General features: G+C 67.9%; 21 protein-coding genes and 1 tRNA gene. 8 read left to right on the forward strand and 14 right to left on the reverse strand.

Annotation, left to right across the window (positions count from 1 at the left end; genetic code table 11):
* The 3 genes from FV218_RS04965 to FV218_RS04975 all read right to left on the reverse strand — a co-directional run.
* The coding region (locus FV218_RS04965) for an FAD-binding protein (RefSeq protein WP_147708915.1) at positions 1-892 on the reverse strand (892 nt) is incomplete at its 3' end.
* Between the two features lie 110 nt (positions 893-1,002).
* On the reverse strand, positions 1,003-2,454 hold the full coding sequence (locus tag FV218_RS04970) for a polysaccharide biosynthesis C-terminal domain-containing protein (RefSeq protein WP_147708916.1): 1,452 nt from the start codon (positions 2,452-2,454) through the stop codon (positions 1,003-1,005).
* A 102-nt stretch (positions 2,455-2,556) separates the two neighbouring features.
* Complete coding sequence (locus FV218_RS04975; RefSeq protein ID WP_147708917.1) at positions 2,557-3,567, reverse strand: magnesium transporter CorA family protein; 1,011 nt, start codon at positions 3,565-3,567, stop codon at positions 2,557-2,559.
* A gap of 228 nt (positions 3,568-3,795) precedes the next feature.
* On the opposite strand from FV218_RS04975, the gene groES reads away from it, so the two are divergent.
* Both groES and groL read left to right on the forward strand, forming a co-directional pair.
* Complete coding sequence (gene groES / locus FV218_RS04980; protein ID WP_056094907.1) at positions 3,796-4,083, forward strand: co-chaperone GroES; 288 nt, start codon at positions 3,796-3,798, stop codon at positions 4,081-4,083.
* Positions 4,084-4,174: 91 nt separating this feature from the next.
* Positions 4,175-5,818: a chaperonin GroEL gene (gene groL / locus FV218_RS04985; protein ID WP_056094910.1), complete on the forward strand. Its 1,644-nt coding sequence runs from the start codon at positions 4,175-4,177 to the stop codon at positions 5,816-5,818.
* 218 nt (positions 5,819-6,036) lie between these two features.
* Here the strand turns inward: groL and FV218_RS04990 are convergent, their stop codons facing one another.
* The 3 genes from FV218_RS04990 to FV218_RS05000 all read right to left on the reverse strand — a co-directional run bounded on the left by FV218_RS04990 (position 6,037) and on the right by FV218_RS05000 (position 8,247).
* Positions 6,037-6,519, reverse strand: a complete 483-nt coding sequence (locus FV218_RS04990) for a hypothetical protein (RefSeq protein ID WP_147708918.1) — start codon at positions 6,517-6,519, stop codon at positions 6,037-6,039.
* A complete protein-coding gene (locus FV218_RS04995; RefSeq protein WP_147708919.1) occupies positions 6,509-7,402 on the reverse strand; it encodes an AAA family ATPase in 894 nt (297 codons plus the stop codon). The genes FV218_RS04990 and FV218_RS04995 overlap by 11 nt, the downstream gene beginning before the upstream one ends.
* Positions 7,403-7,614: 212 nt before the next feature.
* Positions 7,615-8,247: a 2OG-Fe(II) oxygenase gene (locus FV218_RS05000; protein WP_056094919.1), complete on the reverse strand. Its 633-nt coding sequence runs from the start codon at positions 8,245-8,247 to the stop codon at positions 7,615-7,617.
* A gap of 245 nt (positions 8,248-8,492) precedes the next feature.
* On the opposite strand from FV218_RS05000, the gene FV218_RS05005 reads away from it, so the two are divergent.
* Entirely contained in the window at positions 8,493-8,708 is a 216-nt protein-coding gene (locus FV218_RS05005; RefSeq protein WP_244475062.1) for a hypothetical protein, read from the forward strand.
* A gap of 144 nt (positions 8,709-8,852) precedes the next feature.
* Positions 8,853-10,955 carry an ABC transporter ATP-binding protein/permease gene (locus tag FV218_RS05010; protein WP_147708920.1) on the forward strand — a complete coding sequence of 701 codons (2,103 nt, stop codon included), beginning with the start codon at positions 8,853-8,855 and terminating at the stop codon, positions 10,953-10,955.
* 9 nt (positions 10,956-10,964) lie between these two features.
* On the opposite strand, the gene FV218_RS05015 is transcribed toward FV218_RS05010, so the two are convergent.
* Genes FV218_RS05015 through FV218_RS05025 form a run of 3 tightly spaced genes read right to left on the reverse strand, consistent with a single transcriptional unit; the run spans position 10,965 to position 12,551 of the window.
* A complete protein-coding gene (locus FV218_RS05015; RefSeq protein ID WP_056094923.1) occupies positions 10,965-11,681 on the reverse strand; it encodes an LrgB family protein in 717 nt (238 codons plus the stop codon).
* Positions 11,678-12,073 (reverse strand): CidA/LrgA family protein, encoded by a 396-nt coding sequence (locus tag FV218_RS05020; RefSeq protein WP_056094926.1) that lies wholly within the window; start codon positions 12,071-12,073, stop codon positions 11,678-11,680. The genes FV218_RS05015 and FV218_RS05020 overlap by 4 nt, the downstream gene beginning before the upstream one ends.
* 10 nt (positions 12,074-12,083) lie before the next feature.
* The gene (locus FV218_RS05025; RefSeq protein ID WP_056094929.1) at positions 12,084-12,551 is read right to left on the reverse strand and encodes a TerB family tellurite resistance protein; all 468 of its coding nucleotides are present in this window, start codon (positions 12,549-12,551) and stop codon (positions 12,084-12,086) included.
* 230 nt (positions 12,552-12,781) lie between these two features.
* Between FV218_RS05025 and FV218_RS05030 the strand changes: the two genes are divergently transcribed.
* Positions 12,782-12,857: transfer RNA gene (locus FV218_RS05030), tRNA-Thr, on the forward strand.
* A 235-nt stretch (positions 12,858-13,092) separates the two neighbouring features.
* Here FV218_RS05030 and FV218_RS05035 read toward each other — a convergent pair.
* Together FV218_RS05035 and FV218_RS05040 are read right to left on the reverse strand one after the other, a co-directional pair.
* On the reverse strand, positions 13,093-13,281 hold the full coding sequence (locus tag FV218_RS05035; protein WP_147708921.1) for a hypothetical protein: 189 nt from the start codon (positions 13,279-13,281) through the stop codon (positions 13,093-13,095).
* An 838-nt stretch (positions 13,282-14,119) separates the two neighbouring features.
* On the reverse strand, positions 14,120-16,912 hold the full coding sequence (locus FV218_RS05040) for an EAL domain-containing protein (protein ID WP_246684990.1): 2,793 nt from the start codon (positions 16,910-16,912) through the stop codon (positions 14,120-14,122).
* Between the two features lie 378 nt (positions 16,913-17,290).
* On the opposite strand from FV218_RS05040, the gene FV218_RS05045 reads away from it, so the two are divergent.
* The gene (locus FV218_RS05045; RefSeq protein WP_338011695.1) at positions 17,291-17,638 is read left to right on the forward strand and encodes a hypothetical protein; all 348 of its coding nucleotides are present in this window, start codon (positions 17,291-17,293) and stop codon (positions 17,636-17,638) included.
* A gap of 30 nt (positions 17,639-17,668) precedes the next feature.
* On the opposite strand, the gene FV218_RS05050 is transcribed toward FV218_RS05045, so the two are convergent.
* Positions 17,669-18,706 carry a hypothetical protein gene (locus FV218_RS05050; RefSeq protein WP_147708923.1) on the reverse strand — a complete coding sequence of 346 codons (1,038 nt, stop codon included), beginning with the start codon at positions 18,704-18,706 and terminating at the stop codon, positions 17,669-17,671.
* 302 nt (positions 18,707-19,008) lie between these two features.
* Between FV218_RS05050 and FV218_RS22635 the strand changes: the two genes are divergently transcribed.
* The gene (locus FV218_RS22635) at positions 19,009-19,170 is read left to right on the forward strand and encodes a hypothetical protein (protein ID WP_187272963.1); all 162 of its coding nucleotides are present in this window, start codon (positions 19,009-19,011) and stop codon (positions 19,168-19,170) included.
* 66 nt (positions 19,171-19,236) lie between these two features.
* On the opposite strand, the gene FV218_RS05055 is transcribed toward FV218_RS22635, so the two are convergent.
* Together FV218_RS05055 and argC are read right to left on the reverse strand one after the other, a co-directional pair.
* The gene (locus FV218_RS05055) at positions 19,237-20,280 is read right to left on the reverse strand and encodes a cytochrome c peroxidase (RefSeq protein ID WP_056094941.1); all 1,044 of its coding nucleotides are present in this window, start codon (positions 20,278-20,280) and stop codon (positions 19,237-19,239) included.
* A 128-nt stretch (positions 20,281-20,408) separates the two neighbouring features.
* Entirely contained in the window at positions 20,409-21,347 is a 939-nt protein-coding gene (gene argC / locus FV218_RS05060; protein ID WP_147708924.1) for an N-acetyl-gamma-glutamyl-phosphate reductase, read from the reverse strand.
* A 192-nt stretch (positions 21,348-21,539) separates the two neighbouring features.
* Between argC and FV218_RS05065 the strand changes: the two genes are divergently transcribed.
* Positions 21,540-22,040: a hypothetical protein gene (locus FV218_RS05065; RefSeq protein WP_147708925.1), complete on the forward strand. Its 501-nt coding sequence runs from the start codon at positions 21,540-21,542 to the stop codon at positions 22,038-22,040.
* Positions 22,041-22,045: the final 5 nt, after the last annotated feature.

Genomic DNA, 22,045 nt, shown 5'->3' on the forward strand with positions numbered 1-22,045 from the left:
GGGCGGTGGAGATGCGCCAGATGGCGGCACCGGCCGGCTCGGCCAGGGGGACGGCGTCGCGGATGCCGGTCCAGAGGTCGGTCCCGGTATCACCCTCGACGATTTCGGGGGCGCCGAAGCGCCGGAGCAACGTCGTCAGTTCGCCGAGCCGATAGGCCACGGAGTCCGAAAATCCCTCGACGCGCAGGGCGGTGCGGGCCTCGGGGCCGCCGATCCCGGCCGGCAAGTGGGCGGCGCCCGTCAGTTCGAACGGCGAACCGAGGGCGGCCGCGAGGGCGGCGACGGCGCGGGCATCGTCGAGGCCGGAGAACACGAGGGTGGAGATCCGCTCCTGCACGGGCAGGACCTTGAACGTCACCTCCGTGAGCAGGCCGAGGGTACCCCAGGCCCCGGCCATGAGCTTCACGAGGTCGAGACCGGTGACGTTCTTCATCACCCGGCCGCCGGATTTGATGATCTCGCCCCGGCCATTGACGAAGCGCACGCCGATGAGGCTGTCGCGGGCCGCCCCGGCATTGATCCGGCGCGGACCGGAAGTGTTGGTGGAGGCCACCGCGCCGAAGCTCGGCGTGCCGTCCGTCCCCATGAGGCGGCGATGGTCCATGGGCTCGAACGGCAGCATCTGGCCGCGCCCGGTCAGTAGCGCCTGCACCTCGGCGAGCGGCGTGCCGGCGAGCGCCGAGACCACCATCTCGGCCGGCTCGTACAGGGTGATGCCCGAGAGCCCGGCGGTGGAGAGCGTCGCCTCGTCCTCGGATGCGGGATCTTGGACCGGACGGCCGATTCCCGCCTTGGTGCCGCCGCCGACGAGACGCAGGTGCTCTGTCCGGGCGGCGGCCGCCCGGACGATGTCCGCCGCCGCGTCCGCGTCGTGAGGCTCGTATGACCGCATCGTTTCCCGCCCTGGCCGGGCGGTGCGCCCGGTCCGTCTTCGTATTTTGTGCCCCGATCCTAATGAGAATCGTTCGCGATTGCATCCGGTCCCGCACCACCGAGCGTGGGCTATTCCGCCGCTTTCGGTGCCGTGCCGCGCCGCTCGGCGAGCCGTGCCGCGACAAGGCTGCGCAGGCCGGCGATATCGAAGGCCCAGGTGAACGCGCCGTAGACGAGGATGCCGAGGGGCAGGCCGAGGGCCAGCGCCCGCACGGGTTCGAGATGGCGCAGGGGCACGAGGCACAGGGCCATGGCGGCGCAGGCGACCAGTGCCGCCAGGAGGTCCCACCACGGCAAGCGGAGCCGCTCCCGTCCCGTCAGCGCGCGGATCGCCAGGAAACCGGTGGCGGCGGCGAGGCCCGCCGTCTGTGCCGCGGCGATGCCCTCCGGTCCCATGAGCGGCGGCAGGAGCCACAGGCCGAGGGCATCGACGGCGAGCCCGAGCACGGCGGCGGCGATGACCGGCAGGGTCCTGCGGCGGATCTGGAAGATCGGATTGAGGGCGAAGTTCATCATCGCGAGGCAAAAGAAGCCGGGGATCATCAGGCCGGCATAGGCCGCGAACGGACCGCGATAGGCGTCCGGCACCACGAGGGCCTGCAGGGCGGGGAGGATCGCCCAGAACCCGACGGCGCAGGGCAGCAGCAGGGCCACCACGGTGCCGACGTTGCGTCCGACCTGGGCCTCGGCGGCCGCACGGCCCTCCTCTTCTTCCACGCGCACGGCAAGCTGAAACAGCAGGAGGTCGAGGGCGGTGCCGAGGGTCCCGATGCTGCGCGTGGTGACGTCGGCGGCGAGGGCGAAGTAGCCGGCTTCGGCGAGTCCGGCCTGCGCCGCGATGGTGCCGCGATTGAGGAACGGCAGCAGCTGGTAGATGGCGTTGGCAGCGATCAGCGGCAGGCCGTAGGCGAGGAACAGGCGCCAGGTTTCGGCGAGGCGCACGCGCAGGCGCGGGCTCACCGGATCGCGCATGGGCCGCCACAGGATCGCGGTCGCGAGGAACTGGCTGAGACCGGCGGCGGCCAGCACCCAGGCGGGCTGGGGCAGCAGCCATGCCGTCCCGGCCATGAGCACGAAGGCCAGGATGTTCTTGATCGCCACGAGCCGGAAGTAGAGGCCGCCATCGAAGCGGGCCCGGGCCAGGGCCGCGTGGTAGTCGAACACGCCGATCCCGAGGGCGGCGATGCCCGCGCCGGCCGTGATGGCCGCGCGGCTCTCCGGGCCGGCCTCCAGCCCGAGCCCGGCGCAGGCCAGGGCGGCGGCGAGCAGCACGGCACCAAGCACCGCGTAGGCCCGGTCGAGGCCCTGGCGGATCCACGGTTCCTGTTCGCGGACGCGCATCGAGTAGAACCGCGTCGCCGACAGGCGCAGCCACTCGAACAAGACGGTGTTGGCCACGATGGCGCCGGCGGTGGCCAGGGCGAACAGACCGAAATCCGCCGGGCCCAGCAGCTTCGCGATGAGCAGGCCGAGGACGAAGTTGAGCCCGGCGTTGAGGATGAAGGCGCAGATCACGGCCATGACGGGAACGGGCAGCCTTGCGTCGAGGGGGAGCTCGCGCCTCTGGGGGCAGGCTAAGCGGACGTGCGCGAAGAATCCGTCAACCGGATGGCGGGGCGGCGCTCAGAACCAGCCGCGCATCCGGAAGAAGACCATCGGCACGAGGGCGCTCAGGACGACGAGGGCGAGGCCGTAGGGATAGCCGTAGGCCCAGTCGAGTTCGGGCATGTGCTTGAAGTTCATGCCGTAGAGGGACGTGACGAGAGTCGGCGGAATACCGACCACGGAGACCACGGTCAGCACCCGGAAGGTGTTGTTCTGCTCCATGTTGATGAGGCCGAGCGTCGCGTCGAGGAGGAACTGGACGTTCTCCGACTGACGGATCTCGAACTCGTCCAGGGAGGCGATATCGCGCCGCACGGCTTCGAAGCGTGGCCCCTGCTCGGCACCGATGAGATGCTCGCACTCGTTGGCGACGAAGGGGACGATGCGTTCCAGGCCAAGGAGGCTGGAGCGGATCTTGCCGAGCGCCTTCCCGCGCCGACCGATGCCGCGCAGGATCCGGCGCAGGGCCAGGTCGCGGCGGCGCGGCGTCTGAGTCTTGAGCTTGTCGTCGCTGGCGGGCGCACCGCCACGCACGTCGAAGTCGAAGATCCGGGTCGAAAGGGCATCGAGGTCGGCGCCCATGTCCTCCAGGGCATCGGCCAGGCTGTCGACCAACTCCTCGACGAGCAGGAGGAAGATCTCCGTGCTCGTGGTCCCCGGGCCGTCGCCCTCGGCGATGCGCTTCTTCACCTCCGCGAACGCGCGCAGATCGTGGAACCGCACGGTGACGAGGTGGTCCTTGGTCAGGACGAAGCCCAGGGGCTTCAACGACGAATCGACCTTGTCGAAGGTGATCATCGGCGTGGACAGCGAGAAGCCGTTCTTGAGCCGCCGCAGCCGGCTCGAATTCTCCACCTCGCTCAGGGCTTTTCGAGAGGGGACGCGGATGCCCGTCGTAGCCTCGACCTGCTGGGCCTCCTCGGCGTTCGGATCGTCGAGATCGATCCAGATGGCGGCGGTCGGCGTCGCATCGGCGGCCTCCGAGGCCTGGGGCTCGACCGCGCCGTGTGGTCCATGGAGGCTGATCATCGCTGAAGGATCATTGGGGGAAGGATGGTCCGTGGCGGGGCGGAGAAGGAGAGGAAAGCCGTCGCGCGACCGTCGCGCTGACCTGCGACAGTCTTGACTCACGGAAGGCATGCGCCTACCTCCGCGGCATCGTTGGCACTCACCGATCGAGAGTGCTAACGGCCTGGGTTGAGCGCGCTGCCGCGCCGCATCAACGCCATCCATGAATTTAGAGCAAGAGGGCAGCTCATGAAGTTCCGTCCGCTGCACGACCGTGTCGTCGTTCGCCGTATCGAAGGCGAAGAGAAGACCAAGGGGGGCATCATCATCCCCGACACCGCCAAGGAGAAGCCGCAAGAGGGCGAGATCGTCGCCGTCGGCCCCGGCGCCCGTGACGAGGCCGGCCGCATCAACCCCCTCGACGTCAAGGCCGGTGATCGCGTGCTGTTCGGCAAGTGGTCCGGCACCGAGGTCAAGATCGACGGTCAGGATCTCCTGATCATGAAGGAATCCGACATCATGGGCGTCGTCGCCTAAAGCGGCCGACCCCTTCCTTCGTCCTTAACCCGAGCCCTTTGAGCGCGCTTCTTCAGCGCCTCGGGGCTTCTCACCAGATAGGGAATTCAACATGGCAGCGAAAGAAGTCCGTTTCGGCTCCGACGCCCGCGAGAAGATGCTGCGCGGCGTCGACATCCTGGCCGACGCAGTGAAGGTGACCCTCGGCCCCAAGGGTCGTAACGTCGTCATCGAGAAGAGCTTCGGCGCTCCCCGGATCACCAAGGACGGCGTCACCGTCGCCAAGGAGATCGAGCTCGCCGACAAGTTCGAGAACATGGGCGCCCAGATGGTGCGCGAAGTGGCCTCGAAGACCAACGACATCGCGGGCGACGGCACCACTACCGCCACCGTGCTCGCCCAGGCCATCGTCCGTGAAGGCGCCAAGTACGTCGCCGCTGGCATGAACCCGATGGACCTCAAGCGCGGCATCGACCTCGCGACGAAGGCTGCCGTCGAGGACATCACGAGCCGCGCCAAGAAGGTCGCCTCGTCCGAGGAAGTCGCCCAGGTCGGCACCATCTCGGCCAACGGCGACAAGGAAATCGGCGAGATGATCGCCCACGCCATGCAGAAGGTCGGCAACGAGGGTGTCATCACCGTCGAAGAGGCCAAGACCGCCGAGACCGAGCTCGACGTCGTCGAGGGCATGCAGTTCGACCGCGGCTACCTCTCCCCGTACTTCATCACCAACGCGGAGAAGATGGTCGCCGAGCTCGAGGACCCCTACATCCTCATCCACGAGAAGAAGCTCTCGTCGCTCCAGGCGATGCTGCCGGTTCTCGAGGCCGTGGTGCAGACCGGCAAGCCCCTCGTCATCATCGCCGAGGACATCGAGGGCGAGGCGCTCGCCACACTCGTGGTGAACAAGCTGCGCGGCGGCCTCAAGGTCGCGGCCGTCAAGGCTCCGGGCTTCGGCGATCGCCGCAAGGCCATGCTCGAGGACATCGCGATCCTGACCCAGGGTCAAATGATCGCCGAGGATCTCGGCATCAAGCTCGAGAACGTCACCCTGCCGATGCTCGGCCGCGCCAAGCGCATCCGCATCGAGAAGGAGACCACCACGATCATCGACGGTCTCGGCGAGAAGTCGGACATCGAGGCCCGCGTCGCCCAGATCAAGGCGCAGATCGAGGAGACCACCTCGGACTACGACCGTGAGAAGCTCCAGGAGCGTCTGGCCAAGCTCGCCGGCGGCGTCGCGGTCATCCGCGTCGGCGGTGCGACCGAGGTCGAGGTCAAGGAGAAGAAGGACCGCGTTGACGACGCGCTCAACGCCACCCGCGCTGCGGTGGAAGAGGGCATCGTCCCCGGCGGCGGTACCGCCCTCCTCCGCGCCCGTGAGGCCGTTCGCGCCCTCAAGAGCGACAACCCGGACGTCCAGGCCGGCATCAAGATCGTGCTGAAGGCCCTCGAGGCCCCCATCCGTCAGATCGCCGCCAACTCCGGCGTCGAAGGCTCCATCGTCGTCGGCAGGATCACCGACAACACCTCTTCGATCACCTATGGCTTCAACGCCCAGACCGAAGAGTACGTCGACATGATCCAGGCCGGCATCGTCGACCCGGCCAAGGTCGTGCGCACCGCCCTGCAGGACGCGTCCTCCATCGCCGGCCTGCTGGTGACCACGGAAGCCATGATCGCCGATGCTCCGAAGAAGGACAGCGGCGCCCCCTCGATGCCGGGCGGCGGCGGCATGGGCGGCATGGACTTCTAAGCAGTCCAGGCGCTCAAGGATCGTCTTCGGACACCCTCCCCCGGCCGGGCTCGCTCAGAAGGGTCCGGCCGGGGGCAGGATTCTCGAAAGGCGTCCTTCCGATCACGACGAAAAAGGGGTCGCCGAAGGGCGGCCCTTTTTTCGTGACGTCCAGACATCGGCTTGAGGGGACGCGGCTCGGACCGATGGGGACAGCGTCGAGCGGTGGCGCCGAACGATCAATCCCCGGCCTTGCGTTTACCTTTGCGGGGGCGTGGATCGTGATCCTTTCCGTCCCAGCGCGCGGTGAAGGCGGGACTCCCGATGGCACGGACCGCCGGAGCGGCGGCCGGGAGGGAGAGACGCGGCGTCCGGGCCACTTCGCCACCGGCGTGCGGTTCGGCGCCGCCCGCCAGCGCCACGATCTGGCGGCGCAGCCAATGGGGCGGGGCCGTCCTTCCATCGGGATGCCGCGGATCGAAGCGGACCACGAAATTCCGTGTTTCGGCCTCCGTGAGGTCATCGACCACGAGGGTGAACACCTCGTGTCCGAGTACCTCGTACACCCGGCGCAAGCCGGACAGGGGAAAGGTCTTCGCCTTCAACTGCCGGATCACCAGCATGCGGGCGGCCCTGTCGGCCTCCCCGCCGATGTCGGGAAACGCGTCCGGCGCCGCCAGGATGGCCTTCAGGATCGCCAGGCCATCCACGTCAAGCGGCACGGAAGATCTCCTTCACTTCGCCGATCAGCGGACGGAGGATGCCGGACACGTGCGGCCCGTACTTGGCGGAGAAGGTCGGCGGGACGGCGCGCGGCATTAGCGCTTCCGCCAGGGAGGCCGCTTGCGAAATCCGTGTGGCAAGGAGGCGGAACCCGGCATCGCCCGATGCCGCTTCGGCCTCCAGCCGCGCGAGGATGTGCTGATGTTGCCGAACCTGCTGCTGGAAACGCGTCACCAGGACATGCGGCGGCCGCCGGGGCGCGGAGCCTTCCTCGTCCCGCCCCTGCTCCCAGACGATCTGGACGAAGGCATCCAGCCCGTAGGTGGAGAGATAATCGGGAATCGAGGCGACGAGCACGAGGTCTGCGCCGCGGATGGCCACTTCGGTCATCGGCGAAAGGCCGGGTGCGCAATCGAACAGGACATAGTCGTAGGCCTGCGCCAGGGGCCGGAATTCGTCCGTGAAGATTTTGCGCAGCTTGGCGTCGATTCCCCGCATGGACAGGTTCCGGGCGGTCAGCGCGTAGAGGATTTCCCGTTCGACCAGGCGCAGGTGCGGCCCCGCCGGAAGCAGGGAGAGGGCGAGGGGCTCGCCCCGATGCATCGTCACGCTCACGCCGGCACGGATGCGCGGCTGGAGCAGGGGTTTTTCGCGGGCGATCAGCTTGAGGGCGAGGTAGGCTTCCAGGGTCCGCCCGTGCGCGATCAACTCGGCCAGCAGCGCCTCGCCCGCGAGGCAGACCGATACGCTCGCCTGGGGATCGAGGTCGACGACGAGCACGCGGGCTCCGTCGGCGGCCAGGGCCTCGGCCAGCATGATGACCGTCGTGGTCTTGCCCACGCCGCCCTTCATGTTGGCCACCGCGATCAGTTTGCCGGTCATGCCCCGCGACCCATTCCGCGCTCGTCTCCTTGGACCCGGTCTGCTCTTCCGAAGTTCGGAGCTTTATCGGGCGCTGGAGCGACTACGTAGTCGAAGGCGCGGGACGAGTCTTGGCTGATCAGGTCAGGCTGGCGACAATCCTTGTGTACATCAAATCCCGATCGCGGCGCTTGCGAACCCGCGTCCGCATCGACTGGTCGGTCCGGCCTCCCTCAGCGCCCGAAGATGCCTTTCAGGAACTGCGCCGTCCGGTTGCGCTTCTTCTTGCGCTCCAACTCGGCCGCGTCCTTGACCCAGGCGACCTGCACCACCCGGCGCTCGCCCTCGAACGGCTCGTGGCCGTGCCAGGAATTGTCGGACCGCAGGAAAGCGAACATCGTACCCATGGTGGGCGGCACCTCGACGGCGAAGGGCTCGTAGTTCTTGCCGTCGTAGAGCACGCGCAGGCGCCCGGCGGCGGGCGCGTCCCAGGCGTCGTTCATGTAGACCAGCAGGGTCATCACCTTCGACGGGCCATCCGTGTGGATCGAGCCGTACTTCGGCTGGCTCTTCTTCATGATGGTGGTCAGGCGCGGGCACGAGACGAGGTCGAGGCCGAACTTCTCGCCGAGGATGCGCGAGAACTCGTCGCTCTCCAGCTCGTCGATGAGCGCCTTGAACCGACCTTTGAGCCCCACTTCGTCGACGGTGAGGTAGCCGGGCTTGGCGATGGTGGGGAAATCCTCGCGGATCGCGTCGATGGCGCCGTGGTCGAGCACATCCGTCCCGAGGAAGAAGGTGTACGGCTCGCGCGACACGGGAGCGGCGCGCACGGCCTCGAGGTTGAGGATAGAAAGTCCCGACATGGTTGCCCCTGTACCGTTCCGTACACTGATCGGCGCCGGCTGGCGCAACAGTCGGTGGATAGAGCGCCGGATTGCGGCAAGCGGACGGCAGGGGACGGTGCTGCCCTTTTCGCGACCCATGGAAACTGCCATGCTTGGCCGATCGGAACCATTCTGAACGGCGCCCCGCCATCGTGACGAGATGCTTCGCCCTCGCCCTCTGCGTCGTCCTGGCGACGCCCGCGAGCGCCCAGACCACCGGTCGCATGACCTGTGCCGATGCCATGGCGCTGGTGAAGCGCCAGGGAGCAATCCTTCTCGATACCGGCAACCAGACCTTCCAGCGCTTCGTCCGCGACCGCAGCTTCTGCGAGATCACCGAGATCGCCGATCTCCGCTTTGTCCCGACCCGCGACAACCCCGAATGCCCCATCGGTTACCGCTGCCGCGAGCCCGATTACGGCGACTGGGACTGGCAGTGATCGCTCGCGGTTTCGTGGATCGATCCGGCCGGGGGGCGCTGCGCGCGCGCGGCCACGATCTCGCCACGACCCGCCGTCACTCCCGCACCCCTGAACTCCGCCACGGCGCGCGGACCTAAAGATCATCACAGGGAGAAGACGCACGTGGCCGTATTGAGGACGGGCCTCGGCCTGCAGGCTGCCGTGACGGCGTTGTTCGCGCTCGTCCTGCTGGCGTTACCCGGGGAAGCGTCACCCCCGCTCTACGTTTCCTTAAGCGGTCTCGCCATGGTGGGCATCCTGCTCGCCTCGGGGAAGCTCTCGGCCTACCTGAAGGTCTTCGTCTCGGTCTACGGCGTCGGTTACCTGTTCCTCGCGGGCGCCAAGCAACTCGCGGCCTTCAGTCTGCTTCCGACGACGCTGGCCGCCCTGCTGCCGCCGAGCTTCGCCGCCACCGGAGCGGTGGTCTTCGCCGGAATCGTCCTGGCGGTCTCGCATCTCGAACCGATCCGCGCGATCACGCTCATCGCCGACCCCTACTTCGCCACCACCGACAAGCCGACGCGGGAAATCGGGCCGTTCCGACTGTTCGGCTCCTCCGAGGGCAAGATCGGTCAACGCCTCGTCGCGCTGTCGATCTTCGTCACCTTCGCGCAGGTCGCCCTGCAGCTACGCCTGAACTTCTGGTTCCGCGACCTCTTCAACGCCCTGCAGGAATACAACGCCGACGCATTCTGGTATCAGCTCGTCTGGGTGTTCACGCCGCTCGCCACGATCTGGGTCGTGGTCGGCATGTTCGACACCTTCGTCGACGCCTCCCTGCATATTCGCTGGCGCACCTGGCTCACCCGCAGCTTCTATGGCCGCTGGCTCGACGCGGGCACGCATTACCGGGTGCCGTTCACCGACGAGCACGCGGACAACCCGGACCAGCGCATCCAGAGCGATGTGAACCTGTTCATCTCGCAGACCACGACGCTCTCCATCCGGCTGCTGTCCCAGGCCGCGACCCTGGTCTCCTTCATGGTCATCCTATGGGGCCTGTCGCGCGATTTCGTGCTCCCTTTCACCGACACCGTCGTCCCGGGTTTCCTGGTCTGGCTCGTCGTCGGCTACGCGGTGGTGGGCACCTGGCTCACCCACATCATCGGCCGCCCGCTGATCGGGCTCGACTTCCGGCAGGAGAAGGTGGAGGCCGATTTCCGCTTCTCGCTGGCCCGCACCCGGATCTACGGCGAGCAGATCGCGCTGCTGCGCGGCGAGCGCGCCGAAACGGTACGCCTCGGCAGCCTGTTCCACGAGATCGTCGACAACTACCTCGGCATCATCGTCCGGCGGATCAAGCTCGGCAGCTTCACCCTGTCCTACAGCCAGATCAGCGTCGTCTTCCCGTATATCCTGGCGGCACCCTCCTACTTCCTGAAGAAGATCACCCTGGGCCAGTTCCAGCAGACCGGTGATGCCTTCAGCAGCGTGCAATCCTCGCTGTCGTTCTTCATCAACTCCTACGTGACCATCGCGGCCTACCGGGCCAATACCAACCGCCTGTCCTCGTTCAAGCGCGCGATGACGAAAGCCGAGGCCATCGGCGGCACCGGCGAGAGCCTGTTCCAGGGGAACGACACGCGCGGCGACGTCACCGCCGCTGGCCTGACCCTCGGCCTGCCGGACGGGCGCACGATCGTCGCGGCGGATACGCTCACGATTTCCAAGGGGGGAGCGACCCTGCTCACGGGCCCTTCCGGGTCCGGCAAGTCGACCCTGTTCCGGGCGATCGCGGGCATCTGGCCGTTCGGAAAGGGCCGGATCGACCTGCCCAAGGGCCAGTCCGCCCTGGTGCTGCCGCAGCGGCCCTACATTCCCCTCGGCACTCTGCGTGGGGCCGTAGTTTATCCGGCCACCACCGACCAGTTTTCGGACGACGCGATCCGGGACGCCTTGGCGGCGGCGCAATTGCCGCAGCTCGTCGACCGCCTCGACGAAGTCGATGCCTGGGATCAGCGCCTCTCGGGGGGCGAGCAGCAGCGCCTCGCCGTCGCCCGCGCGGTTCTGGCCAAGCCCGACTGGCTCTTCCTCGACGAATCCACCGCCGCCCTCGACGAGCCGACCGAAGCGGCGATCTACTGGATGCTGCGCGCGCGCCTGCCCGAGACCACCATCGTCTCCATCGGCCACCGCTCGACCCTGCACGCCCTGCACGACCGGCGCATTGACATGCGTGCCGGCGCAGATGGCCGGTTCGTGCCGACGCCCGTGGCGGTCGGATAAAGAACGAACTTATCGCAAGAAACTCACGGCGATGGGGGCCAGCATCGCCGTGAGGAAGGCGTTGAGCCCAAGCGCGATGCCCGCGAAGGCACCGGCCACCACATCGACCTGGAAGGCGCGGGCCGTGCCGACCCCGTGGGCGGCGAGCCCGGCGGCGAACCCCCGGGCGCGCATGTCGCGGATGCGCAGGAGGTTCATGAGCGGGGTGACCAGGATGCCGCCGGTCATGCCCGTCAGCATGACGATGACGGCGGCGAGCGTCGGGTCGCCGCCGAGGGTCTGAGCGATGCCCATGGCGACACCCGTGGTGACGGATTTCGGCGCCAGCGACACGATCACCTCGCGCGGCACGCCGAAGAGGTGGCCGAGGGTCAGGGCCGAGGACAGGGCGACGACGGAACCGACGACGAGGGCAGCCAGCATCGGCGCCAGGGCGCGCAGGACCGTGGCGCGGTACTCGTAGAGCGGGAATGCCAGGGCCACGGTGGCCGGCCCCAGGAGGAAGTGCACGAATTGCGCGCCCTCGAAATACGTGGCGTAGGGTGTCCGCGTCACCTCCAGCACCGCGGCCGTGAGGGCGATGGCCACCAGCACCGGGTTGGCCAGGGGATTCCGGTTCGTCGCCGTGGCGATCCGGTCGGCCACCACGTAGGCCACCAGGGTCACGGTGAGCCACAGGAGCGGCGTCCGCGACAGGTAGACCCAGACGGCGAAGTCGCCGGTCACGCCCCCTCCCCCGAGCGCATCCAGCGCGAGACCCAGACGAAGGTGAGAGCCGTGGCGGCGAGCGTCGTCAGGGTCGAGACCACGACGATGACGGCCAGGGCCGCCCCGTGCACGGCGAGCACGTCGAGGCGTCCGACGATGCCGGCGCCGGCCGGCACGAACATCAGGGAGAGGTTGGCCAGGAGCCCGCGCCCGGCGCCCTCGAGCTGCCCGTTCACCAGGGGCGGCGGCAGGATTTTGGCCGCGACGCGCGCGTAGCGGTCGCGGACCACGAGGAAGACGAGCAGCAGGGCCATTCCGATGACGGGGCCGGGCACCGGCACCCCGGTGGCTCGGGCCAGGGCCTCGCCCAGGAGCTGGGCCGCCAGGATCAGGGTCAGGCCGATGATCATGAGACCGTTCCTACGGAACGGCCGCGAGGGGATCTCCGGCGCGGGCCTTGGCGATGCCGGCCTCGTCGAAGCCGAGCAATCCGCCGAGGCGCCAGACCAGGGCCTCCTCGAACTCGTGGACGGTCCCGTCGGCCGCGGCGACGGACCACGCCATGGCGAGCAGCCGCGCCTTCTGGTCGTGCCCGGCTTCGTGGCCGATCATCTCCACCAGGGCCGCCATGTCCCGGGTCTGCGCATCGAAGGCGGCGGCGCGCGCGATCAGGGCTTCGGCCTCGCCCCGGGTTTCGGCGAAGCGCCCCTCGACGAGACGGGCGAGGCGCTCGGTCTCCTCCGGTGCCAGGATGCCGTCGGCCCGCGCCACGTGGACGAGGAGCGCGATGGCGGCAAGGCGCTCGTCGGCCCCCTCGGCGACGTCGGCGGGCTGCCCGAGCCCGAAGGCGTCGGCGGCATAGGCGCGCAGGCGGGCGAAGAGCGACATGGCGATCCTTCGAAGACGGTCCCCAACCCTTCGAATCCGCGGGAGCCCCCGTCAAGCAAGCCGGCCCGCCCTGCCCCGGCCGACCGCACGATGCCCGCGCATAGTGTCCCGCCTGCATCGCGACACCCCGTAACCGCCGCGCCGTCCCGGACCATCTTGCCAATTCCGACCCGGCCGGATATGACCCTGCCAACGACGCCGCGCCGACCTCACGGTCCGCACCGCCTCGCGCCGCAATAGCTCAGCTGGTAGAGCACCTCATTCGTAATGAGGGGGTCGGGGGTTCGAATCCCTCTTGCGGCACCACCGATTCCCCACTGCAGCGCCCGGCCGGAAACGCCCGCTCTTCGATCAGCTCGGAGAGGCGTCCGCGGACCTCGACCCGCTGGTGGCCCGTTCCCTGAAAAGCAGCACGGGTCGGGTTCGATCCAGGGGCGAACCGAGCAACGATCGCGCCGTTTCGTCGTAAGACGATGAAGGGGACGGCCTGGGACGACAGGTTTTACGCCCGCCGCAGGCCGTCCACGATTCCGAGCCGTGATCAGCCGAAGGAGCTGAAGCCCTCGAAGCTCTCGGTATGGAAGGCCGCGAGATCCGCGTCTTCTGCGGGTGTCGGGGAAACGTCTTCGGACGGTATGTCCGGCATTCGCTTGAGTGGGTTTGGATGGATCTCGTCAGAGACAGATGCGAGCGGCGAGGCGGAGCGATCGTGCTGCACGTCTTTGGTCATCCAGGCTCCTCAGGTGGTGCGCCGCACTTACGGCGAAGCTTGAGATAGCCCGATCCGTCCTGATTCGGGAACCGTGCACAGGTTGCATGTGCCATGAGCCTCGGTTCTGCGCTTGGCAGGAAGCGGACCCACCATGACCGGCCTGACTTTCTCCGGCGACGGCCTGCTCCAGCGCTTCCAGAGCTCAACGTTGTGTCTAGGGCGGAGACGGGCCGCACGGGTTTCTCCACGATGGAGGCTTGTGCCGTCGTCACGCCGTTTCGCCGAGGTGCGCTGCCCGGGAGCAGGTCACGTTCATGACCCAACGGGCCTCCATTCGAATCGAAACTCGGCGACCGGGTTCGATGCGAGCTGCTTGCCGAGGTTCCTGCGTGCAGGGCGGGTTCTGACCAAAAGGGGCGAACGAGGCCCGCATCCATCCTCATACCGGTCGCCGGCCCCCGACCGGCTTCATCATGTGAGTTCGGCGCACCGTCTCGCCCACTCACCAGCACCATGCTAGTCCAGCAGCATGACACGCTGGATCCAGATCACTCTCTTCATCCTCCTGATCACGCTCGGGGCGGTCACCTTCTGGTGGTTCACACAGGCTCCACCGGTTGGTGGGTTGGCGCAGTAGCAGGGTTCTGCTCCGCCAGCTCGGTGCGCGATGTCATCCGAGGAACGGCGGAACAGACGCGACATACATCAGGGGACCTCGAACCGCCGTCTCGGCCTGCTCGCGTAGGCGGGCCTCATGCCGACGCACGAAAAGCCGGAGCGCCGAGCCACCGAAGACAAACATCGTGAGGAGGGCAAGGCCGACGGGGACCGGACCATCGGATCACGCCCATCGACCCTAGGCGACGGCCCGCGACGGGATCGGCCGGGTTCCGGACCAGCGCGCGATCGTCTCCGGCACGGTGGCGGCAGGGCCGGGCTTCGCGATGAGGTAGCCCTGGCCCTCGTCGCAGCCCTCCGCCTGGAGGCGGTCGAACTGGGTCTGGGTCTCGATTCCCTCGCCGGTGGTCCGCATGCCCAGGCTGGAGCCCAGTCCGATCACTGCCCGGACAATGAGACCGGAATCGGATGCCGGCGTGATGTCGCGCACGAACGACTGGTCGATCTTGATCTTGTCGAAGGGAAAGCTGCGCAGGTAGCTCAAGGACGAGTAGCCCGTGCCGAAATCGTCCATGGCGATGCGGACCCCGAGGCGCCTCAGGGCGTGCAGGGTCGCCAGGGTGGCGACGTTGTCCTTGAGCAGGACGGATTCCGTGATCTCGAGTTCGAGGCGCTCGGGCCGAAGCCGGCTGGCCGCCAGGGCCTCGCGCACGGAGGCGACGATGATTTCGTCGCGGAACTGCACGGCCGAGACGTTGACCGCGACCTTGATGCCGTCGGGCCAGCGCATGGCCTCCTGACAGGCGGTCTTCAGGCACCAGGCGCCCAGCGGCACGATGAGGCCGATTTCCTCGGCGATGGTGATGAATTCGCCCGGCGAGACGAGGCCGCGCGTCGGGTGGATCCAGCGCACCAGGGCCTCGAACCCGCCGATGCGCCGGGCCCGGAAGTCGTAGATGGGCTGGTAATGCAGCTCGAACTCGCCGTTGGCCAGGGCCTCGCGCAGGTCGAGCTCGAGGGCACGCCGGGCCTGAAGGCGGATGTCCATGTCGATCTCGAAGAAGCGCCACGTGCCCCGACCGTCGGCCTTGGCACGGTACAGGGCGACGTCGGCGTTCTTGAGGAGCTTGTCACAACTGGTGCCGTCGCCCGGTGCGAAGCAGATGCCGATGCTGACGCCGACGCTGACCTGATGTCCGTCGAGGGTGTAGGGCGTGCTGATCACCTCGACGATGCGCCGGGCCAGCACCGCGGCGTCGTCCGGGCGATGGATGTCGCTGAGGATGATCGCGAATTCGTCGCCGCCGAGGCGCGCGACCGTATCGACCTCGCGCACGCAGGCACCGAGGCGCTCGGCCACGGCGCGCAGGAGCGCGTCGCCGACGGGATGCCCCAGGGTGTCGTTGACCTCCTTGAACCGGTCGAGGTCGAGGCAGAGCACGGAGAACCGGCTGCCGCGTCCGAGATGGGCCAGGGCTTCGTTGATACGCTCGACGAAGACCGTCCGGTTCGGTAGGCCGGTGAGCACGTCGTGGCGGGCCATGAAGGCGATGCGCGCCTCCGCCTGCCGCCGTTCGGTCACATCCTCGTAGGTCGCCACCATCCCGCCGCCGGCCACGGATTTGTGGGAGATGGCGATGATCCGGCCGTTCTTGAGATGCTTCAGGTCCCGTCCCTTGATCGTCCCCTCCGGTCCGGTCAGGGCAACCTCACGGCCCAGCGCCGCAATGCCCCCGAGGGCGACGAGTTTCTCGTGTGCGAGGCCGAGAATGTTGGAATCCGGCGGCAGATCGAAGATTTCGAGATAGCGGCGGTTGACGACGGTGAGCCGGCCCTCGGCATCGAACAGGCACAGGCCCTGGGACATGTTGTCGAGGGCCGTGTCCAGGCGCAGGTTGGTCGAGACGAGATCGGCTTCCTGCTCCTTCAGCAGGGTGATGTCGCTGCACACGGCCATGAAGCCGCCATCCTGGGTCCGGCTCCGACCGATCCGCAACCAGCGGCCGTCGCTCAGTCGGTGCTCGCCGTTCTCGTGGGAGGGGTGAAGGAGGGCGCGGGCGAGATTGGTCGAATCCGATGTGGCCGCGGCGAGCTGCGCCACGGTGGTGCCGGGTGGGATCGAACCCGCGTCCACGCCGAGATAGGATTCGGCCTGGCCGTTGGTGAGGGTGACGTGCCCCTCCGCATCCACCACCACGATACCCTCCTGCGAGGTCTCGAGGGCGTCGGCGAGGTGGGCCTCGGCGGTGACCCGTTGGGCGACCTCCTGCTCCATGGCGCTGCGGATGTTGGCGCGCATGACCTCCATCGAGGCGAGGAGCCGGCCGACCTCGTCGGCGCTACCGGCCGGGATGTCGCCGCTGAGATCACCCGCAGCGATCCGCGATGCGACCTGGGAGGCATCGGCCAGGGGGCGGATGATGCGGCGGCCCAGGGCGTATGCCACCGTGCCGGACAGCAGGATGGCGATGAGCGTGCCGATGAGGTTGAGCATCGTCTCGCGGGCGACGACCGCACGGGCTTCCTGCCGGTAGGTGAAGCCGTCGCCGGCGGTGTAGTTGATGAGAAGGTCGAAGTTCTCCTCGGCCGCCACGGCGTGCCGGTCGAGGGCGGCCCAGGCCGCCTCCTGACCCGGTCCGTCCGAGAGCTTCAGGCGCGCACCGAGCCATTCCTCCACCTCGCCGGCCACGGCCACGGCCGCCCGGCTCGCCCGGACCGATTGCGCCCGGTCGACGGCGATTTCGAGACTTTCCGTATAGGATTGCCGGAGGGCGGCGATCCGCTGGTTGAGGGCGCCGCGCATGGTCGCGTCGTTGGTCGTCCAGCGTCGGGCATCGGCGGCGCGCATGCCGGCGAAATCGGCGGCGGCCGCGCGTGCGTAATTGATCGACATCAGCGAATTGTCGAACGTCCGGCTCACGAGTTCGTCGGCGCGGCGGATGCTGGTGGCGGCGGACAGGCCGAGGGTCGCCGTGATGGTGCTGGTGACGAGGAACGCGACGGTGATGCGGCCGCGGATCGTGCCAAGCATCCGCCGGGCGCCGGCAAGGGCGGCATGCGGGAATGGAGATTTGCGGTGAGAGGGAGCTCTCTCAGGGGGGATCATCGACAGGTTCCCGTGGCCGAATTCTTAGGTCTCGGCATGGAGCCCCAAGCCTTGCCAGCAACAGGTTAAGGTGACCTTGCGGTCCTGCAGCGGTCCCGCTGTCCGCCAATGCATGGCGACACTCCGATCGACCACGGGTTTCGGCGTCCGACAGCACGGCGTACCCAGAGGACGCTGAAGCAGGTACTTAACCCGGTCTTTACTTCGCTGGCGGCACCGTGACCCCCGAATGGCAATGGCTGGGCTCGCCCCCCGATGTCTCGGCGCAGCGACATCCGGCCGAACCGCCGGACAGGAGGGTCCATGCACGCTCTGTTTCGTATCGCCGCGATGGCGGCCTTTGCGGCTACGGGCGCCACCGTCATGATGGTCTCGGCCATCGGTGGACGCGTCCACGAGGTCTCGCAGAAGGGGCGGGCGTTCCAGCCGGCGGCCCTCGTGATCAAGCGCGGTGAGACCGTGCAGGTTCTCAACGACGACGCCGACCTCCTGCACCATGCCTATGTCGACGCACCGGACTTCACGTTCGATTCCGGGGATCAGGAACCGGGCGAGAAGGCCAGGATCGTGTTTCCCGTCGCCGGAACCTTCGCGGTGCTGTGCGGCATTCATCCGAAGATGAAGCTCACGGTGACCGTCGAGGCGCGCTGAGGCCGCCACAGGCCGTGGCAGTGACCCGGCTCAGAGGATCGCGGAGCCGTACAGGGCTGCGTGGGCGCCGTAATAGAGACCGATGAAGCACGCGAGCGCCGTGGCGTAGCCGACCGGCATCGTCACGAGCCGGCGCAGGCGCTGCGGAACAGCCACGTCGTCCGCGGCGATGGCGACCATGGCGACGATGATCGGGGCATGCCCGATGGCGTCGATCTTGCCGAACTGGAAGATCGCGGAGACGAAGGCTGCGCCCAGCAGGATCGCGGCGATGCGGCGGATCAGGGGCGTGCAGACCAGGGCGAAGGCGAGGACGAACTCCACCGCGCCGGCGGCCTTCATGAAGTACTCGCCATCGAAGCCCATGGTCATGGCCGGGTGCTCGAGGAAGAGCGGGAACGTCCATTGGGGATAGGCCCATTTCTCGACGGACGCCCACATCAGGGTGATGGCGGCGGCGTAGCGCACCACGTCGAGGGGGCGCAGGCCGAACAGCTTCCGCTGGAACGTCGTCAGCACGAGGTAGACGGCGACGCCGAGGAAGATTGGGTAATCGGCGAGATGGAAGGCGCCGTACTGGCTCGCCGCGATGGCGAACAGCGCGACGATGCCGGCGGCTGAGAACGGCAGGGTCGCGCGCCACAGGAAGCCGACCGCAATGGCGAGCTGCAGCCAGGGCAGTGCCGCGTTCGTCGTGGTGAGCTCCGGCGTCAGGATGACGCCGCCGAGGGACCAAAGGGCCACGAAGAACCCGCCGCACACGGCGCGGAACAGGAGCTCCGTGTTGGCGCGCGCCCAGCCCGTTACCCGGTCGAGGGATCGGGTCAGGGCCGCGCCGAGCACGGTGCCTTCGAGGAGCCCGCCGACCACGAGGGCGAGGACGGAGAGGGCGGCGAGCTTCTCGAAGTCGTCACAGAGCACGGTCTCGAGTCCGCGCGGCGCTCCGACGACGTCGTAGGCGCAGAACCACTTCACATGTGCTTCGGCCGCACCTGCCCCAGTAAGGCTCAGGCAAACCGCGGCCGTCCAGGCTGCCGGGCGCGGCAGCCGTGCACTCGGGATACGCATCGGGGAAAATCCTGACGGAAGACTTTTACGGAAGACTTCGGAACGTCCAGCTCGGGGTCGGGATGTCGTCCCCGGCACGATGAAATCTACGCAATTTTAACGAGATGCGGAAGGTTTCCGTTAACAAAGATAACTCAATGGTTAACGCCATGCACCGTCTTTGATCGGCCGCCGGCTTACGCCGTTTGGCGGGCGTGGAAACCTTTTGTGAAGCGTGTGGAAGGGTTGGAGACCGGCCCGAGGAGTTCGGTAACCTGCTCGGGTTCAGCGTGCCGGTGTCGTCTCTGCTGGGGTGCCCGCCGATGGTCGTCGTTCTGAGTGCCACAAGTCTGTTCGCGGGCGGAGCCCTGTCGTACGCCTCCATCCGGGCGCCCGAACATACGGAGCGTTACGAGCTCTGGAGCGGTCGCCTGCTGCTGGCGGGCCTCGTCCTCATCGGCGCGTGCCTCCCCCTCGCGCGCTGACGGTCGCCTCGCATGGGAATGGTCGTGATCGACGCCGCGTGAGGATTCGGGCTTCGCGCCGACGGATCAGCGCGGCGTGGGAGCGCCCGCCGTTGCAGAAGGGGCCGTGCTCGTCAGCGTCTGGAGAAAGGCGATCAGATCGGCTTTCTCGGAGGACGTCAGGTTGAGGGGCCGGACATCCGGCGCGCGGCTCGGGCGATCGATGCCTCCGCGGTCGTAGAGGTCGATGACCGCCTCCAAGGTCGGCAAGGAACCGTCATGCATGTAGGGCGCCCGGATGGCGATGTCCCGCAGGCTTGGCGTCTTGAAGGCGTAGCGCAGGGTCCGTGAGGTCGGGAAGAAGGCGCCCCGCCCGATGTCTTCGCCCTGGCCGACGCCGATATCGTGGAACGAGGCGTCGGTGAACGCCGCACCGCCATGACATTCCGCGCAGCGGGCCTTGCCCGTGAACAGGCGGAACCCGTCCTGGGCCCGTATCGGAATCGCCCGCGTGTCTCCCGCGATCCAGCTGTCGAAGGCCGAGGGGCCCGGCCGGATCGTCCGCTGGTAGGTGGCGAGAGCCTGTTCGATGGTGGCGCGCGTGATCGCGTCGTTCGGGAACGCGGCGGCAAACGCGCGGACATAGGCGGCGTCCCCCCGAAGGCGCTGGATCAGGACGCTCTCGGGCAGATTCATCACCGTGGGTGACGTGATCGGCGTGAACGTCACGTGTTCCAGCGAGCGGAACTTGCCATCCCAGCCGAGGATCGGTGCCATCGCCGCGTGCAGGAGAGTCGGCGTGCGCACCTTCATCGGCATGCCGACCTCGCCGATCCCGCGCGGCCGGTTCTCGCTCCAGCCCTTGGACGGATCGTGACACGAGGCGCAGGACATCGATCGGGTGCCCGATAGGGCCGGATCGAAGAAGAGACGCTGACCGAGGACAGCCTTCTCGGCGCTATAGGGATTGGTGGCGGGAAACACCGGCTCGTCCGGTGTCAGGAATGCCGCCCGCGCATCGGCGATATCGGACACGGCCTGGGCCGGTCCGGGAATCGTGCCCATGGCAAGGCTCGCCGCGTAAGCGACCAGCCCGGCCACCGCGCAGGCGCCGCTGATCTTCCACCGCATCGTGGTCTCCTGAGGGACCCGGAAGGCTACCGCTCAGGAGTGAACAATTCGTCACCTCGGCCGGTCATACGTCGCAAGCTTCCGACTCCGCATGACCGGCAAGACCTGGGCAGCGCGGCAGTGGAGAGTCAGTCGAGGCCGAGCATCAGGCCGATGTTCTGCACTGCTGCGCCCGACGCGCCCTTGCCGAGGTTGTCCAGGCGCGCGACGAGGACCGCCTGGCCGTAGGGATCGGAGCCGAAGACCCGTAATTCGAGGCGGTCCGTGTCGTTGAGATCTTCCGGCTCGAGGCGCTCGGGATGCGGACCGGGGATGACGCTGACGAGGTCGGAGCCGGCATAGTAGGCTCGCAATGCCGCTTCGAGGGAGGCCGCCTTCGGCTTGCCCGGGAGCGTATCGAGGTGGAGCGGGATGCTCACCAGCATGCCCTGGCGGAAGTTGCCGACGGACGGAATGAAGATCGGCCGCCGCGTCAGGCCGCCATAGACCTGCGTTTCGGGCAGGTGCTTGTGGGTGAAGGCGAGGCCGTAGAGCTGGAACGGCGCCCCCTCCCCCGCCTCATAGGTCTCGATCATGCCCTTGCCGCCACCGCTGTAGCCGCTCACCGCGTTGATGCTGATGGGTGAATCGGCCGGGATCAGGCCGGCCTCCACGAGGGGCCGGATCAGCGCGATGGCGCCCGTGGGATAGCAGCCGGGGTTCGCCACCCGGCGTGACTCGCGGATCGTCTGCGGCTGGCCCGGCGTCAGCTCGGGGAAGCCGTAGGCCCAGGCCGGATCGACCCGGTGGGCGGTGCTGGCGTCGAGGATGCGCGGTCCGCCGCCGGGCATGGAATCCGCGAGCGCCACCGTCTCGCGGGCCGCGTCGTCGGGCAGGCACAGGACCACAAGGTCCGCGGACTCCATCAGGGCGCGCTTGACCGAGATGTCCTTGCGGCTCTCGTGCGGGATGCTCTTCAGGGCGACGCGGTCCTCGCGTTCCAGGCGCTCGCGGATGCCGAGACCGGTGGTACCCGCCTCGCCGTCGATGAAGACCGTGGGCTTGTGCCCCGTACCGTGCTCGCTCATTGCCGTGTCGTTCCTGCCGCTGGTCCGTCCGCGCCGTCGCCCCGCGTGATGCGACGCGACGGCCGCCTTGTCGAGGCGATGCTATCGCCGGGCCAAAGGACGATTTCATGACAGATGGGATGCCATGGTCGGTACGGAACGCAGGGCTGCCCCTCCGGTTGTTTCCCGGAACCAGCAATCCGGGATGCGCCCATGTCCGCCACCGCGAAGAAGACCGATCCGGCCCTGTGGGAGAAGGTGAAGAAGGAGGTCACCGAATCCGACAAGGGCGGCAAGCCTGGCCAATGGTCGGCCCGAAAGGCACAGGCCGCGACCAAGGCCTACAAGGATGCGGGCGGCGGCTACGCGGGCAAGAAGTCGTCGGACAACCACCTGACGGAATGGACCGAGGAGAAGTGGGACACGAAGTCGGGTGAGAAGAGCGGCGAGACCGGCGAGCGCTACCTGCCGAAGGCCGCCCGCGAAAAGCTTTCCGATGCGGAATACGATCGGTCGACGAAGAAGAAGCGTGCCGATTCCGCCAAGGGCCGCCAGCACTCGAAGCAGCCGGCCGACGTGGCGAAGAAGGCCGCGACGGCCCGCGACGCGGACGGGCGGACCAAGGCGGATCTCCTGGCGAAGGCCCGTGAGAAGAACGTTCCCGGCCGCTCAAAGATGTCGAAGGACGAACTCGCCCGCGCCTTGCACACCTGAGCGAG

Source organism: Methylobacterium sp. WL69, assembly GCF_008039485.1.
GTDB lineage: Bacteria > Pseudomonadota > Alphaproteobacteria > Rhizobiales > Beijerinckiaceae > Methylobacterium.

Bases quoted from the DNA above. Each gene is read 5' to 3' on its own strand.
- FV218_RS05000 (WP_056094919.1), bottom strand. From the start codon at position 8,247: ATGTCGGGACTTTCTATCCTCAACCTCGAGGCCGTGCGCGCCGCTCCC.
- FV218_RS05040 (WP_246684990.1), bottom strand. From the start codon at position 16,912: ATGCTTGGCACGATCCGCGGCCGCATCACCGTCGCGTTCCTCGTCACC.
- FV218_RS05035 (WP_147708921.1), bottom strand. From the start codon at position 13,281: ATGACCAAAGACGTGCAGCACGATCGCTCCGCCTCGCCGCTCGCATCT.
- FV218_RS05065 (WP_147708925.1), top strand. From the start codon at position 21,540: ATGTCCGCCACCGCGAAGAAGACCGATCCGGCCCTGTGGGAGAAGGTG.
- FV218_RS05005 (WP_244475062.1), top strand. From the start codon at position 8,493: ATGACCTGTGCCGATGCCATGGCGCTGGTGAAGCGCCAGGGAGCAATC.
- groES (WP_056094907.1), top strand. From the start codon at position 3,796: ATGAAGTTCCGTCCGCTGCACGACCGTGTCGTCGTTCGCCGTATCGAA.
- FV218_RS05020 (WP_056094926.1), bottom strand. From the start codon at position 12,073: ATGATCATCGGCCTGACCCTGATCCTGGCGGCCCAGCTCCTGGGCGAG.
- FV218_RS05055 (WP_056094941.1), bottom strand. From the start codon at position 20,280: ATGCGGTGGAAGATCAGCGGCGCCTGCGCGGTGGCCGGGCTGGTCGCT.
- FV218_RS05025 (WP_056094929.1), bottom strand. From the start codon at position 12,551: ATGTCGCTCTTCGCCCGCCTGCGCGCCTATGCCGCCGACGCCTTCGGG.
- FV218_RS04995 (WP_147708919.1), bottom strand. From the start codon at position 7,402: ATGACCGGCAAACTGATCGCGGTGGCCAACATGAAGGGCGGCGTGGGC.
- groL (WP_056094910.1), top strand. From the start codon at position 4,175: ATGGCAGCGAAAGAAGTCCGTTTCGGCTCCGACGCCCGCGAGAAGATG.
- argC (WP_147708924.1), bottom strand. From the start codon at position 21,347: ATGAGCGAGCACGGTACGGGGCACAAGCCCACGGTCTTCATCGACGGC.
- FV218_RS05045 (WP_338011695.1), top strand. From the start codon at position 17,291: ATGCACGCTCTGTTTCGTATCGCCGCGATGGCGGCCTTTGCGGCTACG.
- FV218_RS04970 (WP_147708916.1), bottom strand. From the start codon at position 2,454: ATGGCCGTGATCTGCGCCTTCATCCTCAACGCCGGGCTCAACTTCGTC.
- FV218_RS05050 (WP_147708923.1), bottom strand. From the start codon at position 18,706: ATGCGTATCCCGAGTGCACGGCTGCCGCGCCCGGCAGCCTGGACGGCC.
- FV218_RS22635 (WP_187272963.1), top strand. From the start codon at position 19,009: ATGGTCGTCGTTCTGAGTGCCACAAGTCTGTTCGCGGGCGGAGCCCTG.
- FV218_RS04975 (WP_147708917.1), bottom strand. From the start codon at position 3,567: ATGATCAGCCTCCATGGACCACACGGCGCGGTCGAGCCCCAGGCCTCG.